The 15,075-nt window shown below is 37.2% G+C and carries 9 protein-coding genes, 1 rRNA gene and 2 riboswitches; all 10 genes read left to right on the top strand.

Going from position 1 to position 15,075, the window contains the following annotated elements; translation table 11 throughout:
- The first annotated feature begins 92 nt into the window (after positions 1 to 92).
- A complete protein-coding gene (locus tag ACFSO7_RS00895; protein ID WP_377874497.1) occupies positions 93 to 1,802 on the top strand; it encodes a Tle-like phospholipase domain-containing protein in 1,710 nt (569 codons plus the stop codon).
- A gap of 16 nt (positions 1,803 to 1,818) precedes the next feature.
- A complete protein-coding gene (locus ACFSO7_RS00890) occupies positions 1,819 to 2,847 on the top strand; it encodes a hypothetical protein (protein WP_377874495.1) in 1,029 nt (342 codons plus the stop codon).
- A gap of 132 nt (positions 2,848 to 2,979) precedes the next feature.
- Positions 2,980 to 4,281, top strand: a complete 1,302-nt coding sequence (locus ACFSO7_RS00885) for a copper amine oxidase N-terminal domain-containing protein (protein ID WP_377874595.1) — start codon at positions 2,980 to 2,982, stop codon at positions 4,279 to 4,281.
- Positions 4,282 to 4,516: 235 nt separating this feature from the next.
- Positions 4,517 to 5,458: an AAA family ATPase gene (locus tag ACFSO7_RS00880; protein ID WP_377874593.1), complete on the top strand. Its 942-nt coding sequence runs from the start codon at positions 4,517 to 4,519 to the stop codon at positions 5,456 to 5,458.
- A complete protein-coding gene (locus ACFSO7_RS00875; protein WP_377874493.1) occupies positions 5,458 to 6,672 on the top strand; it encodes a DUF58 domain-containing protein in 1,215 nt (404 codons plus the stop codon). The genes ACFSO7_RS00880 and ACFSO7_RS00875 overlap by 1 nt, the downstream gene beginning before the upstream one ends.
- Positions 6,669 to 8,849 (top strand): DUF4129 domain-containing transglutaminase family protein, encoded by a 2,181-nt coding sequence (locus ACFSO7_RS00870; protein ID WP_377874491.1) that lies wholly within the window; start codon positions 6,669 to 6,671, stop codon positions 8,847 to 8,849. Before ACFSO7_RS00875 ends, ACFSO7_RS00870 begins: the two co-directional genes overlap by 4 nt.
- Before the next feature lie 27 nt (positions 8,850 to 8,876).
- A riboswitch (purine riboswitch) is annotated at positions 8,877 to 8,978 on the top strand.
- A 129-nt stretch (positions 8,979 to 9,107) separates the two neighbouring features.
- Positions 9,108 to 10,652 carry a glutamine-hydrolyzing GMP synthase gene (gene guaA / locus ACFSO7_RS00865; protein ID WP_377874490.1) on the top strand — a complete coding sequence of 515 codons (1,545 nt, stop codon included), beginning with the start codon at positions 9,108 to 9,110 and terminating at the stop codon, positions 10,650 to 10,652.
- Between the two features lie 200 nt (positions 10,653 to 10,852).
- A riboswitch (purine riboswitch) is annotated at positions 10,853 to 10,954 on the top strand.
- Positions 10,955 to 11,086: 132 nt separating this feature from the next.
- Positions 11,087 to 12,415 (top strand): NCS2 family permease, encoded by a 1,329-nt coding sequence (locus ACFSO7_RS00860; protein ID WP_377874489.1) that lies wholly within the window; start codon positions 11,087 to 11,089, stop codon positions 12,413 to 12,415.
- Between the two features lie 196 nt (positions 12,416 to 12,611).
- A complete protein-coding gene (gene ptsG / locus ACFSO7_RS00855) occupies positions 12,612 to 14,675 on the top strand; it encodes a glucose-specific PTS transporter subunit IIBC (protein WP_377874488.1) in 2,064 nt (687 codons plus the stop codon).
- Positions 14,676 to 15,000: 325 nt separating this feature from the next.
- Positions 15,001 to 15,075: ribosomal RNA gene (locus ACFSO7_RS00850) — 16S ribosomal RNA — on the top strand; the annotation flags it as partial.

The following is a 15,075-nucleotide window of genomic DNA, read 5'->3' as shown; positions in this document are numbered from 1 at the left end:
CGCAATACTGCCTGAGAACTGCACCTTACACTATGTCCATGGGGGGGCAGTTCTTTTTTTATATTCACAGTAGGGAAGGGAGGTATCGAAATTTGAGGAAGAGAATTGTTTATTTTAGTATGTCCATTCTGCTGTTCTTATATGGTTTGAATCCCTCCTTCGTGTCTGCTCAGACCTTTCATGTAGCAGGTTCATTTATAACTCCAGGAAAGTCCATTACCCCGGGCAAACCGATTACCCCTGGTAAACCCATTTCACCTGGAGAGCCGATCAATCCAGGTAAACCCCTAGTTCCTGGCGACCCAATTAACTCCAATGATCCCATTAAAGGGGATGGTCATAAAGATCAGAATGGAAAGAATGACTTTCAATGGAGCATTGATATTGGCCATTTCTTTGATGATGTAATCGATGGTGCTATAGATGGTGGAAAAGGTTTTTTAGACTGGATGGCTGATACAGGTCGGGATACACGCGATTTTATTTCTGGAAAGATGATTGAGGGGGTCAATCTTTCAACAAAAATAGCGGATAAGCTCTCAACGGGTTTCATCAATGGAGTGGAAAATGCACGCTTTCATTCTGTTGATTGGATGCTCCGGACGGTAGATTTTGCCCAGTCTGATAAAGGAAATGTTCTCTTTTTCGTGAATCCAATTGGAACCCTTTTATTAAAACAAGTTGATCGTGAAGGGATGGCATCTATTAATGATAGAATCCATCAAGGCACGAATGATTTTCTTAACTATAAAACGAATGTCGTAGATAAGTTTATTAATAGAAATAACCAATTGTTTGATTCTTTTAAAGACATCAATCATCAGATAACGGAAACAGTGAAAAATATAAATGGTACGATAATTGATGCTGGCTCAAGATGGGTAAAAACACCGATGGACGTTGCTGAGAGCTACTTCGATTTCGATCCAGAAGCAAGGCCATATGGTACAATCGATGACATAAAGATCAGCGATAAACATTTAATGGAATTTGCGGATTTAGCTTATGTGCAAAATGAAGGTCAAAAATATGATACGTCGAAAAGAGTATATGGAGATATTCAGGATATTCCGATGGGTTTCGAAGAGGATATTACCCTTTCCAAGTCAGAGCTTACAGGATTTAGTGGGAAGACTTTTGTAAATAGAAAAGATAAACAAATTGTTATTGCTTTTCGCGGAACAGAACCTGGAGCAGACATTAGGGATTTTCTTGCTGACATTGCCTTAGTTTTTGGGATTCCCAATACACAACTAGGGGAAGCGAAGGAATTTACAAGAAATGTGCTAGGTAAATATTCTGGCTATGATATCGTCATTGTCGGACACTCTTTAGGTGGAAATATAGCACAGGGAGTGGGAAGGCATTATAAAATTCCAACTGTCACTTTTAATGGTCCTGGGATGCAGATGCATGAAGATGCCGTAAATTCTTATCCTGGGAAGCTGAAGGATTGGTTAAGTCCTGATACAAATGCGAACTATTCTCCGTTTATTAATAAACATAATCAAAATGATAAATACAATGATTTGATTATCAATCATATTAGCTCGCAGGATGAGATTGGTAAGCTAGGCATACACCTCGGAACAACAATTATTTATGGTCGTGACGGAAATACGGGTACTCTTTCAGTCTATGAATCGGATGATTATGGACTCGTAGAGGTATTGGAGGACCAGTTTGGAAATAAAGTATACAGAACGATAAAAGATGGGGAAAGTGGACTATCACATCACGGTATAAAAACCTTCGAGCCATATCTAGAAGATGGAGAATTAAGAAGAGATGATGATGATTAAACAGGAGGTTTCTTAGATGGGAAAAATAATACTGTCTGCCGTGCTATCATTTCTATTTCCTGGGCTTGGACAGCTCTATCATAAACAGAAGGTGAAGGGAATCATCCTGATTGTTATCGGGATTATCCTCGTTTATGTCAATATTTTTGGATGGCGGCTTCCTTTAACTGTTTTTCGATTCATTGCTGCTGGGGAAGCTATTTTTTCAGCAAATAAGAGGTTTAAATCCGCTGGGACTGAAGCTTTTTTGTCGCCTAAAAAGGCTTTGCTAGAAATTGGGATTTCAGTCATTTTGATTTTTATGGTTACATTTGTTCCATATCGAATGTTCATCAAGCCTGAAGCCAACTATTTTTCACAGAATACTCCAGAACAAGGAGACAAGGAAATGAAACAGGCTGAGGAAAGAATGATTTCTTATTTAGAAGAAAAGTATCAGAAGGAATTTACGATAAAACAAACGGACTATATACGTGAACAAAGTGAATATACATTTGTGATCTCTGCTTCAGATGAGGACTTTCTTTTTACTGGCTCCTATTTTCATCATCAAGATCAATTTGAAGATGGCTATATGAATGCGAAATGGGGAAATGAATTTGATGATAAAGTAGAGCCTGCGATTTCCACACAGTTCCAAAATATTTGGAAATATAATCGAGGAGTTCGGGTGGAGGAAAATGTCCTTTCGCGAATCAACCCATTAGAAATACCATCGTATGACCAGCTACGAATACAGTTTCCAGATGATTATGAACAAAAATTTCAACTAGCTGTGTTCGAAAATGAGGATGAAAAGAAGCAGCAAGCTTTAATAAAGGTAAATCATATTGTTCAGGCCATAAAGGCACAAGGCATAAAGAATATTCAATTCCATATTTATTTTTATAACGAAAAGCTGTTTAAAGAAAAGGGAAAAGATATCATTCTAGGAGCAGAATATAATAAATACCTTTTATATGATATTGGTTTAATCGGTGAAGATTTGGAAAAGATCGTTACACCAGGGGACCTAGAAGACTATTTTATTGAAAATAAGGATTAATGTTATGAGACCATTAGATTAGATAGAATTGGAAAAGTGAGATGAAAATAGTCCTTTCCACTTATTTGAAAATATGGAAAATTGGACTAATATCAAAATTGTATGAATTTTGATAAGGAGGTAATATTGAAGATGCTCCACTTAAAGCATATAGCCAATAAACTAACTGACAAACAGTCCACTATTAAACTAAAAGTCTTTTTTAGTTTGCTGTTCATTCTTTTTCTATGTTTTAGTAGTACAGTAAAAGGGGTAATGGCAGCAGATCCGAATTTTATTAATCAAGTGAGGGTTGAATACCTTGACTTTGAACAGAAAACGACGAAAGAGTTCAATCAATATTTAGACAATACTACAAAGAATTACAAACAATATTACAACCGACAAAATGAAATTCTAGATCTATTCGTTATTCAAACAGAGGCAGATTCCAAGCGGTTGGAACAACTATTGAATGCGGATTTAGAACAATTAGAAAAACAATACGGAAATAACAAATCCTATTCTAGTAAACTGAGGGATTACAGCAGTAAAATCAATCTTAACCGTCTCAATAGTTCGATGAATCAGTATGCCACAAGTATGAATCCGCATCGATTAAATAGTTTAATGAATCGTTTTAGCAATGCAGTAAATGAAAATCGCTTGAATAGTTCGATGTATGAATATAGCTCCGCCATAAATGAGCACCGTCTAAATAGTCCGATGTATAGTTATAGCGGTGAAATAAATGAAAATCGTCTAAATAGCTCTATGTATGACTTAAGTAAAGCTAGTAATGAACATTCCTTAAACAGTATTATGTATCGATATAGTAAGGACCAAATTACGCAAGAAGAAGCAAGTAACGAGTGGGCGCAATTTAAGAAGTCAGAAATAGGTGACCTTCAAGCAAATATCAATCGATTTAAAACGAATCTTAACCAAATTGAAAAAAAATCTAGAAGTGATATTTATAAACAAAAATGCGCAACCATACATGGGATTTTAGAACAAAGAGCTAAGTCGCTCCAAACGGTTTCAACTACTCGAGCTGCTTATTTTGGAAAAGGAATTGATTTTCCTAACTTAGTCCCGAGTATAGGAGAAATCAATGTTTTGCTTGATGGAAAATGGCTCTGTTTTGAACAACCACCGATGATGAAAGGTGGTTCAACTATTGTTCCATTACGGGTTATCTTTGAAGAATTAGGTGCTAGTGTAAATTGGAATTCCAAAACCCAATCAGTGACAGCAAAGAAAGGTAGCACGACCATTGTTTTGACAATTAATAAAAAAGTAGCGACCATCAATGGTAAATCAATCTCGTTGCAAAGCCCACCTGAGCTTATTAACGGGCATACGATGGTTCCTGTTCGTTTTGTTAGTGAAGCCTTGGGGGCGAATGTAAAGTGGGATGGAGGCAGTAAAACCGTTTTCATCACAACTAAATAATCAATTCGAAAACCAAGTCAGTTATGGCTTGGTTTGTTTTTTTGAACTAGCCACCTCTTCGTTTTTGTTTGGAAAAATATACATGATAAAGTTTTAAACTTTTTTAAAGCGGGAGCCGTCTAATATTGTAAGATAAATGTGAATAGAAAGTTTTAAACAGGATTTTGTAAATAAATACCGAATATATAAAACTACTAAGATAGTGTAAATGGAGGGAAATACATTGCGAGAACAAATGAATCCACAAATAGAGAGAATTATTAATAATATTGAAAAAGTAATGATTGGAAAGAGGACAGTTACGGAACTGAGTTTAGTCGCTTTATTGGCAAATGGACATGTCCTCCTGGAAGATGTCCCTGGGGTTGGAAAAACGATGATGGTCCGCGCTTTGGCTAAGTCCGTTAGTGCCAGTTTTAAACGGATTCAGTTTACACCAGATTTATTGCCGTCGGATGTGTCGGGGGTTTCTATCTATAATCCAAAAGAAATGGAATTCCAATTCAGACCAGGACCAATTATGGGAAATATTATTTTAGCGGATGAGATTAATCGTACTTCCCCTAAAACACAATCAGCTCTTCTCGAAGGAATGGAAGAAAGTAGTGTGACAGTAGATGGTGTTACTCATGTCTTGGAGAAGCCTTTTTTTGTAATGGCTACTCAAAATCCAATTGAGTATGAAGGAACGTATCCATTACCTGAAGCGCAGCTTGATCGTTTTATGTTAAAAATGCATATGGGCTATCCTGAAATAGGCGATGAAATCGAAGTATTAAACCGGGCACAAAGAACGCCACCTATTGAAGATTTAGAATCCGTTGTTAGTTTAGAAGAATTAAGATCTCTCCAAAGAGAAATAAAAAACGTGTATGTGGATGATACACTCAAACGATATATTGTCGATCTTGCAAGAAGAACACGTGAACATCATAGCGTTTACCTAGGGGCAAGTCCGCGTGGATCGATTGCTTTAATGAAGGCTTCCCAAGCATATGCTTTCATGCATGACCGTGATTATGTGGTTCCAGACGATGTACAATTTTTAGCACCTTATATCTTCGCGCACCGTCTAATATTGAAATCAGAAGCTAAATTTGAGGGAATCTCAGCAGAAGAAGTAGTGAAGAGTGTTTTATCAAGGGTGCCAGTTCCTGTACAAAGGCTTGTGAAATAATGAAGAAAGTCATTGCCCTCATCCAATTCCCTTGGAAACTACTAATCTTACTGCTTTTATTAGTACTGACCTATTCTTATGCAATGTTTCAAGGTGGATTTGTAAGTTGGTTTTTGTTTTTCAGTTTTTTACCATTTGCTGTATTAAGTTTGGCTGTCTCTTTCTATTCGTTAAAGGATTTAAAAGTAGAAAGATTTTTTACGAAGACAGATTACTATGCTGGAGAAACTCTTAAGGTTCAAATTAAGTTAAAACGTAACTTCCGTTTTCCTCTATTTTATTTAGTGGTGGAAGATGTATTAACGGATCGACTGCAATCTGGCTTTCAATTAAATAAGTCGAAGGTTTTGTTAATACCTGGATTTCGTAAAGAATTCTCCTTTGAATATGTAGTGGAAAGTCTTCCGCGCGGGGAGCATTTTTTTCAGGAAGTCCGATTAAAAACAGGCGATCTTCTAGGATTAATCGAAAAGGAATATGTCGTTGCTGTTGACCATCAGATTATTGTTTACCCTGCCTATACGGAGATGATTTATCGACCATTTGAAAATCAATATGATCAAGGGATGACAGCTTCAAGGGAAAGGGTTCAAAGGGATACATCGATGGCAATCGGTGTTAGGGAATATCAGCCTGGTGACCGATTCTCTTGGATTAATTGGAAAGCAACAGCGAAGCGAAATGATATTATGACAAAAGAGTTTGAACAAAGACAATCGCATGATCTTTTAGTCGTGCCAGATTGTGTTCAAGATACTCATTTTGAAATGATTGTTTCCTTTACGGCTTCACTTGTTCGTGCCATTTTACGAAAAGGAGCACAAGTGGGGTTAATAAGCTACGACAAAGAAAGAGCTTCCTTTGCTATCAGAGGCGGGGAAAGTCAACAACAGCAACTATTTTACCATCTAGCTAAAATCGAAGACAGAAGTGCTATATCTTTAGATCGAGTGTTAGAGGCTGAGGGTTTATTAACTGGGCAAAATGCTTCCATACTTTTAGTAACCGCCCAATTGACAAAGAACTTACTTGAAAAGGTTAGCTTTCTTTCTCTTCGAAAGGGAACAATTGTTATTTTTCTCATGAAAGAGACGAAGGAATCTCTGTCTTCAAATGAATTATCCTTAAAATCAATGGCAAACGCACGAGGGATTCGTGTGGTGATGGTTCACGAAGGTCAATTTGCTAATGCCTTTTCGGAGGTGAGTAGATGAATAATGAAGTGTCTAAACGCAATTGGGAAACATTTTTTCTGTATGTATTCGGCTTTGTTCTTTTATGGGAATGGATTCGACCGTTAAAGGAATTAACGAATACAGGTAGTATTGGTGTGTTTGTTTTTTATATTCTTTTATCCTTTGCGTTAGTGTATTTTCAGGTTAGAGTCTGGATCGGCTTTCTAGTTAAAGTATTCATCATTTTAAGTTCAATCTATTATTTTTATTTTGAAGGTGGCTTCTTTTCTATACATTGGATGATGATCGTCCTTAAGGATACCGTACAAAATATGGTATATGTATGGAGTGGACAATGGGGCGAGTTAACGAATGTGTTTCGAACACTTCTTTTCTTCCTATTACTTTGGTTAATGACTTATTTGGTTCATTATTGGCTCATCAACCGAAAAAGGATTTTTCTCTTTTTTCTTATCACGCTTATCTATATAACGGTATTGGACACCTTTACTCCGTATTCTGCTAAAGGTGCAATCATAAGAGCGATCATCACTGGATTTGCCGCAATGGGTATATTAACGTTGAATCGAATTTTAACGAATGAAAATATTGGGCGGAATTATTCGTTCTCTCGGAAATGGATGGTTTCATTAACTATTTTAATCATCTGTAGTGTGGGTATCGGATTTACTGTTCCGAAAGCTGGTCCGATTTGGCCGGATCCTGTCCCTTATATTAAATCCCTTAATAATAAAGATGAATCTGTGAATCGAATTGGTTATGGCGTAGACGATTCAAATTTAGGTGGTCCGTTCATTGGTGATGATCGGGTAGTTTTTCAAGCTGAAGTGGCGGCTAGGCATTATTGGAGAGTTGAGTCGAAGGAGGTTTATACCGGAAAGGGCTGGGTAGATTACTCAGACCAGGAGAGAATTTCCATTCCTCCAGAAGGCGAGTTTCCTATTTATGCTTTTGAACCAGATGTATCTTATAAAGACGAAGAAGCAACGATTACCACTTATATGGAATATCCACACGCGATATATCCATTTGGAGTAAAGCATATTGAAACGCCATCCAATTCTGCGTTTGAAATGAATGCGGTGAAGGAAAAAATATACTTTAAAGACAGTCAAGTGAATAACTACTCTTTCAAGTATAGAGTTCCAAAATACAGTGTGGCAAAGCTTCAACAAGTCAAATCGATTGAACAGTCTAGGTTGGGCTCCGACTTTGCCAGTCGATATACTCAAGTACCAAATAATCTTCCGCCAGAAATAAGGGAACTCGCCATGCAAATTACGGAAGGAAAAGAGACTTGGTTTGATAAAGTAAGAGCAGTTGAGAAATACTTTGATCGAAATGAATATTCCTATGATCAGAAAAATGTAGCAATCCCTGGTTCCGGAGATGATTATGTTGCTCAATTCCTGTTTGATACGAAAAGGGGCTATTGTGATAATTTCTCTACTTCGATGGCTGTGATGCTGCGAACTTTAGGTATACCTACTCGTTGGGTTAAAGGGTATACAGACGGTGAGTATAAACGCCTTGGAGAACACAGTCGGAAAATCTTCGAAGTGACAAACAATAATGCTCATTCATGGGTTGAAGTTTTTTTCCCAGGGTCGGGTTGGCTTGCGTTTGAACCGACTCCAGGCTTCACGAACAATGTTACATTAAATTTTGATACGTACAAAGAGGATCCTAAGAAAGAGGAGACGCCTCTCCCAGAGAAAAAAGAAGAACCTAAAAAACCTGACCGAGAAAAGGAAGAAACGAATAAAAAGTCTAATTCTACTTTTTCTTTAGATAAGTTATGGCTGAATATAAAGCTGTTCTTTAAAAAGGAATGGAAATGGATTGTTTTTGGAGGCATAGCAGTTGCTTTCGTTCTTCTATATGTATATCGAAGTCGTTCAAAGTGGATGCCCTACTTTCTTATTTGGAAATTTAAATATCGTAAGAACGACGAAAGTTTAGTCACGGCTTATCTTGCTTTATTAAAGCAACTGGAGCGCTATGGCTTAAGGCGAAATGAAAACCAAACGTTAAGAGATTATGCTAAATATATTGACCGCTTTTTCTCATCCAATCAAATGAGCCGTTTAACGATTGCTTATGAACAGTATTTATACAAAGGTTCCATGAAAAATGGAACTTGGTTAGAGTCAAAGGAATTGTGGGAAAATTTAATTAAAAAGACGAGTGCTTGACCAAGAAAATTCCTATTGTTAAAATGTATAACAATATCATATTTCCTTCGTATATCCTCGATAATATGGATCGAAAGTTTCTACCGAATCACCGTAAATGATTTGACTATGAAGGCAGGAATCTATTTGGTGTTTTATAAAACTAGAATTCTGCCTTTCTATTTTATTATGGAATGGCAAAATTCTAGTTTTTTTTGTTTTTATATGGACATCAAAGGGCATAATTAGTAGGTATATTTAAGAAAGTGGTGAGCAATCATGAAAGAAATACAAAATCAAGAAATGATCGTCGTGCTCGATTTCGGAAGTCAATACAATCAATTAATTACCCGTCGTATTCGAGAATTTGGGGTTTATAGTGAGTTGCATCCACATACGATTACAGCTGAAGAAATCAAAAAAATGAATCCTACAGGAATTATTTTCTCAGGTGGTCCAAATAGTGTATATGAAGAAAATTCATTTCGCTGTGACGAAGCTATTTTTGAATTAGGCATTCCGATCTTAGGAATTTGCTACGGAATGCAATTAATGACTTTACACTTTGGTGGTAAAGTAGAAAAAGCGAAGCATCGTGAATATGGAAAAGCATCCATTGATGTGAAGAATCCATCGATCCTTTTCCGTGATCTACCTGAGCAACAAATCGTGTGGATGAGTCATGGTGATTTAGTAGTGGAAACACCTGAGGGGTTCACGATTGATGCGATTAGCCATTCCTGCCCAATAGCAGCAATGAGTGATATGGGCCGAAAGCTTTATGCAGTACAATTCCACCCGGAAGTATTGCATTCTGTATATGGTAATGATCTGCTTAAGAATTTTGTCTTTGGTGTGTGTGAATGCAGCGGTAACTGGTCAATGGAAAATTTCATTGAGGTAGAAATAGCGAAGATTCGCCAAACTGTCGGAGATAAGCAAGTTCTTTGTGCGTTAAGTGGTGGAGTAGATTCATCCGTAGTAGCGGTTCTTATTCATAAGGCAATTGGTGATCAACTAACTTGTATCTTTGTTGATCATGGTTTATTGCGTAAAGATGAAGCAGAAGGCGTTATGAAAACTTTCTCTGAAGGTTTCCATATGAATGTCATTAAAGTGGATGCGAAAGAGCGTTTCATGAGCAAATTAAAAGGCGTGTCCGATCCAGAGCAAAAACGTAAAATTATTGGAAATGAATTTATTTATGTCTTTGATGATGAAGCAACTAAGTTAAAAGGAATTGACTTCCTGGCTCAAGGTACTTTATATACAGATATTATTGAAAGTGGAACAGCTACAGCGCAAACGATTAAATCACATCATAATGTCGGCGGTCTTCCAGAGGACATGCAATTTACATTAATTGAACCGTTAAACACATTATTCAAAGATGAAGTTCGTGCTTTAGGAACGGAGTTAGGAATTCCTGATGACATTGTGTGGAGACAACCGTTCCCAGGACCTGGCTTAGGAATTCGAGTGTTAGGTGAAGTATCTGAGGACAAGCTTGAAATTGTTCGTGAATCAGATGCCATCTTACGTGAAGAAATTAAAAATGCTGGTCTAGATCGAGATATTTGGCAATACTTCACCGTTTTACCTGACATTAGAAGTGTAGGTGTAATGGGTGATGCTAGAACATATGATTACACGATCGGAATTCGCGCAGTTACATCCATTGATGGAATGACATCAGATTGGGCAAGAATCCCTTGGGATATATTAGAGAAAATCTCGACTAGAATCGTCAATGAAGTAGCGCATGTCAATCGTGTTGTCTATGATATTACGAGTAAGCCACCTGCGACGATTGAGTGGGAATAAAGAGAAAAGCGGTCGACTAAAACGCCACATCCGCATGTCTTAGTCGACATTAGGACGTCCTGTCCGTCGAAAGCAGCTTGTCGGGTCTAGCTGCTGCAGATAGACAGATGAGGTTAAATACGAACATTAAAACGGACATTTTAAAAAATGTTCGTTTTTTTATTGACTAAAATAAAATAACTATATATAATAAAATTGAAATGAGATATGTCGATTTACGTCGTATAATGTTGGGGATATGGCCCAAAAGTTTCTACCGAGCTACCGTAAATAGCTTGACTACGAGGTAAGTGTTTAAATAACTAATGGGACTATATTGCACTTATTTATTATTCTTCAACTCCCTTATTATTTACACGAACCCTGAGTCAACGCTTCGGTGAGCGAATCCGAAGTGTTTTTTTGTTTTTATCATCATTAAGGGGGAAGAATAAGTGAAAAAATATTTCCAATTTGAAGAACTTGGAACGAATTATCGCCGAGAGTTTATGGGTGGATTAACGACCTTTTTAGCGATGGCTTATATTTTAATCGTTAACCCTATCACTCTTACTCTAGCTAATATTAAAGATTTACCAGATTCATTAAGAATGGACCACGGAGCAGTGTTTGTGGCAACAGCATTGGCTGCTGCTATCGGCTCAATTATTATGGGTCTATTAGGAAAGTACCCAATTGCGCTTGCTCCAGGAATGGGGTTAAATGCTTTCTTTGCGTACACGGTTGTGTTAGGAAGTGGGATTCCATGGCAGCATGCACTTGGTGCCGTATTTATTTCAGGTATATTCTTCTTATTATTAACGATATCCGGTCTTCGTGAAAAAATAATAAATGCCATTCCGATTGATTTAAAATATGCTGTTGGTGCTGGTATTGGATTGTTCATTACCTTTGTTGGATTCCAAAACGCAGGAATTATTGTCAATAATGATGCTACCCTTGTAGGGTTAGGTGATTTAACAAACGGAAATACCTTATTAGCTATATTCGGTATCGTGGTAACTGTTATCATGATGACACGTGGTATAAAGGGTGCTGTATTCTACGGCATGGTTGTTACAGTTATTGTAGGGATGATATTTAACTTAATCGATACTCCAAATAGAGTAGTAGATTCAGTTCCAAGTATAGCGCCAACTTTCGGTGCCGTATTCTCATCATTTGGCGATCATTCTTTTTATACAACAACGATGCTGGGGATTGTATTAACATTCTTGTTCGTAGATTTCTTTGATAACGCAGGAACATTAGTGGCAGTGGCAAACCAAGCAGGATTAATGAAAGATAATAAACTACCTAGAGCTGGAAAAGCCCTTTTTGCGGATTCCATTGCGTCAATTGCAGGGTCAGTATTAGGTACATCGACAACAACTTCTTATATTGAATCAACAGCAGGGGTTGCCTCTGGAGCTAGAACAGGTTTTGCATCACTAGTTACAGCCGGATTCTTCATTTTATCCTTATTTTTCTTCCCGCTACTGGAGGTCGTTACATCTCCTGTTACTGCACCGGCTTTAATTATTGTCGGGGTACTAATGGTTTCTTCTTTAGGGAAAATTGATTGGAACCGTTTCGAAATTGCTGTGCCAGCATTTTTGACAATCATTGCAATGCCTTTGTCTTATAGTATCGCAACAGGAATTGCTGTTGGATTTATCTTTTATCCAATAACAATGGTTATGAAGGGGCGTATGAAAGAGATTCATCCAGTAATGTATTTCTTCTTCGTTATTTTTATCTGTTATTTTATCTTCTTAGTTTAATAAGTTTGCGACCTTGCTCTTTAATAGCAAGGTCGTTTTTTATTTACGAAATATTATTCTAGGCATTAGTAAAAGAAGTTTATTGAAATGGAAATTTAGGGGTATTCTAACCATAATTCCAATTCATTATTTCTTTACTTATGCCATTTTTTTATTTTGAAACGTTGGGTTTGAAATATGTTAGGAGGAAACTAAAATGTTCAAAAATGCTTTTGGAGTTTTGCAAAAGGTAGGTAAAGCGTTAATGCTACCTGTTGCTCTCTTACCAGCGGCTGGTATTTTACTTGCCTTAGGTGCGGCACTGACAAACCCTGTATTATTAGATATTGCACCATTTTTAGATAATAGTGGAGTGAAAATTGTAGCGGATATCATGAAAGGTGCAGGGGATGTAGTTTTTGGTAACCTGGCTTTACTTTTCGCTGTAGGGGTTGCTGTTGGATTAGCGGGAGGAGAAGGAGTAGCGGGTCTTGCCGCTATCATTGGTTATTTGATTATGAATGTAACGATGGGGACCGCTCTTGGACTTTCGGCTGAAGATGTTAATGGACTAAATTACGCAAATGTTTTAGGGATCCCCACACTGCAAACAGGTGTGTTTGGGGGAATCATTGTCGGGATTATTGCTGCATCCCTTTATAATCGCTTTTATGAAATTGAATTACCGTCTTATTTAGGGTTCTTTGCGGGGAAACGGTTTGTTCCAATTATCACGGCTGGAACGGCTATTCTTCTAGGTTTAATCATGCTTATCATTTGGCCGCCCATCCAAACGGGATTAAATGCTTTCTCACAAAATATGGTGCACGCAAACTTAACATTGTCAGCATTTATCTTTGGTGTGATTGAACGTTCATTAATTCCTTTTGGATTGCATCATATATTCTATTCACCTTTCTGGTATGAATTTGGTGAGTATGCAACGAAAGCAGGAGAAGTCGTTCGAGGAGATCAACGGATTTTTATGGCGCAAATTACAGATAATGTTCAAAACTTAACAGCAGGTACCTTTATGACAGGGAAATTTCCGTTTATGATGTTTGGTCTACCTGCTGCAGCATTGGCTATTTATCACGAGGCTCGCCCTGAAAGAAAAGTAGTTGTTGGTGGATTGATGGCATCTGCGGCACTAACATCATTTTTAACAGGGATTACAGAACCAATAGAATTCTCATTCCTATTTGTCGCACCTGTATTATTTGGAATACATGCCGTATTTGCTGGATTATCTTTTATGGTGATGCAACTATTAGATGTAAAAATCGGAATGACATTCTCTGGAGGCTTAATTGATTACATATTATTTGGATTAATCAATCCACAAACTCATGCATGGCTAGTTATTCCAGTAGGTTTAGTGTTTGCTGTAATCTACTATTTCGGATTCCGATATGCAATCCGTAAGTTTAATTTGAAGACGCCTGGACGCGAGGTTGTTGAAGAAGTCGATGAAGGAAAGACTGAAAAAGCGGGAGATCTTCCTTACAACATCCTTCATGCAATGGGTGGGAAAGAAAATATTGCTCATTTAGATGCATGTATTACTCGTCTTCGAGTATCCGTAAATGATGTAAAAAATGTAGACAAAGAGCAGTTGAAAAAACTAGGAGCAGCCGGTGTACTTGAGGTAGGAAATAATATTCAAGCAATATTTGGTCCGCGATCTGAAACGATAAAAGGACAGATGAAGGATATTATGAGTGGGAAAAAGCCAGTACCGGTTGTAAAAGCACCTGAAAAAGGTGTGGAGCAGCAAATTGAAGAAATAAATCCAGAAGCACTTCAAACGGAAAATAAAAGAGAAGATTATTTCATATCTCCGATAAAAGGGGAGGTAAAACCAATTACTGATGTACCTGATCAAGTTTTTTCAGGGAAAATGATGGGGGATGGTTTTGCCATTATACCGACTGATGGAATGATTGTATCTCCAGTAGACGGAAAAGTAATTAACCTATTTCCGACGAAGCATGCGCTAGGTCTTTTATCAGATTCGGGTAGAGAAATATTAATCCATGTAGGTATTGATACCGTAAAATTAAAAGGAGAAGGTTTTGAAACGCTAGTATCTGAAAATGATCGAGTAGAAGCAGGACAACCTTTACTTAAGGTAGACTTAGATTACATTAAAGCAAATGCTCCTTCGATAATAACTCCTATCGTGTTTACGAATTTAGCGCAAGGAGAAACTGTTCACATTAAGAAAACTGGAACTGTAGAAATGAAAGAAGAAAGTATTATTGAGATAATAAAATCATAGGATGAACAAGCCGCTTTTATCAGAAAGCGGTTTGTTTTATGGGTGAAATTAATCTGGAATTAATAATTATTTTATTGTTGACTTAGATGGGACACGGTGATATTATAGTTTAAGTCAGCAGCGACAAACGAAATAAAAGTTATTTGAAAATAACTTTTTGAAAAAAGATGTTGACAAAGATTGAATGGAATGATATATTGATATAGTTGCTTAACGGCAATGAAAAAAATTGCTCTTTGAAAACTAAACAACCAAACGTTAACAAATAAAAACTTCTATATAATAGAAGTAAGCCAGAGTAAACTTTATGAGCTAATCAAACACTTTATTGGAGAGTTTGATCCTGGCTCAGGACGAACGCTGGCGGCGTGCCTAATACATGCAAGTCGAGCGAATCTTT

The sequence above is a fragment of the Bacillus sp. CGMCC 1.16607 genome, from assembly GCF_042683745.1.
Taxonomy (GTDB): Bacteria; Bacillota; Bacilli; order Bacillales; family Cytobacillaceae; genus Pseudoneobacillus.
This window is presented reverse-complemented; position numbering and strand designations above follow the sequence as displayed.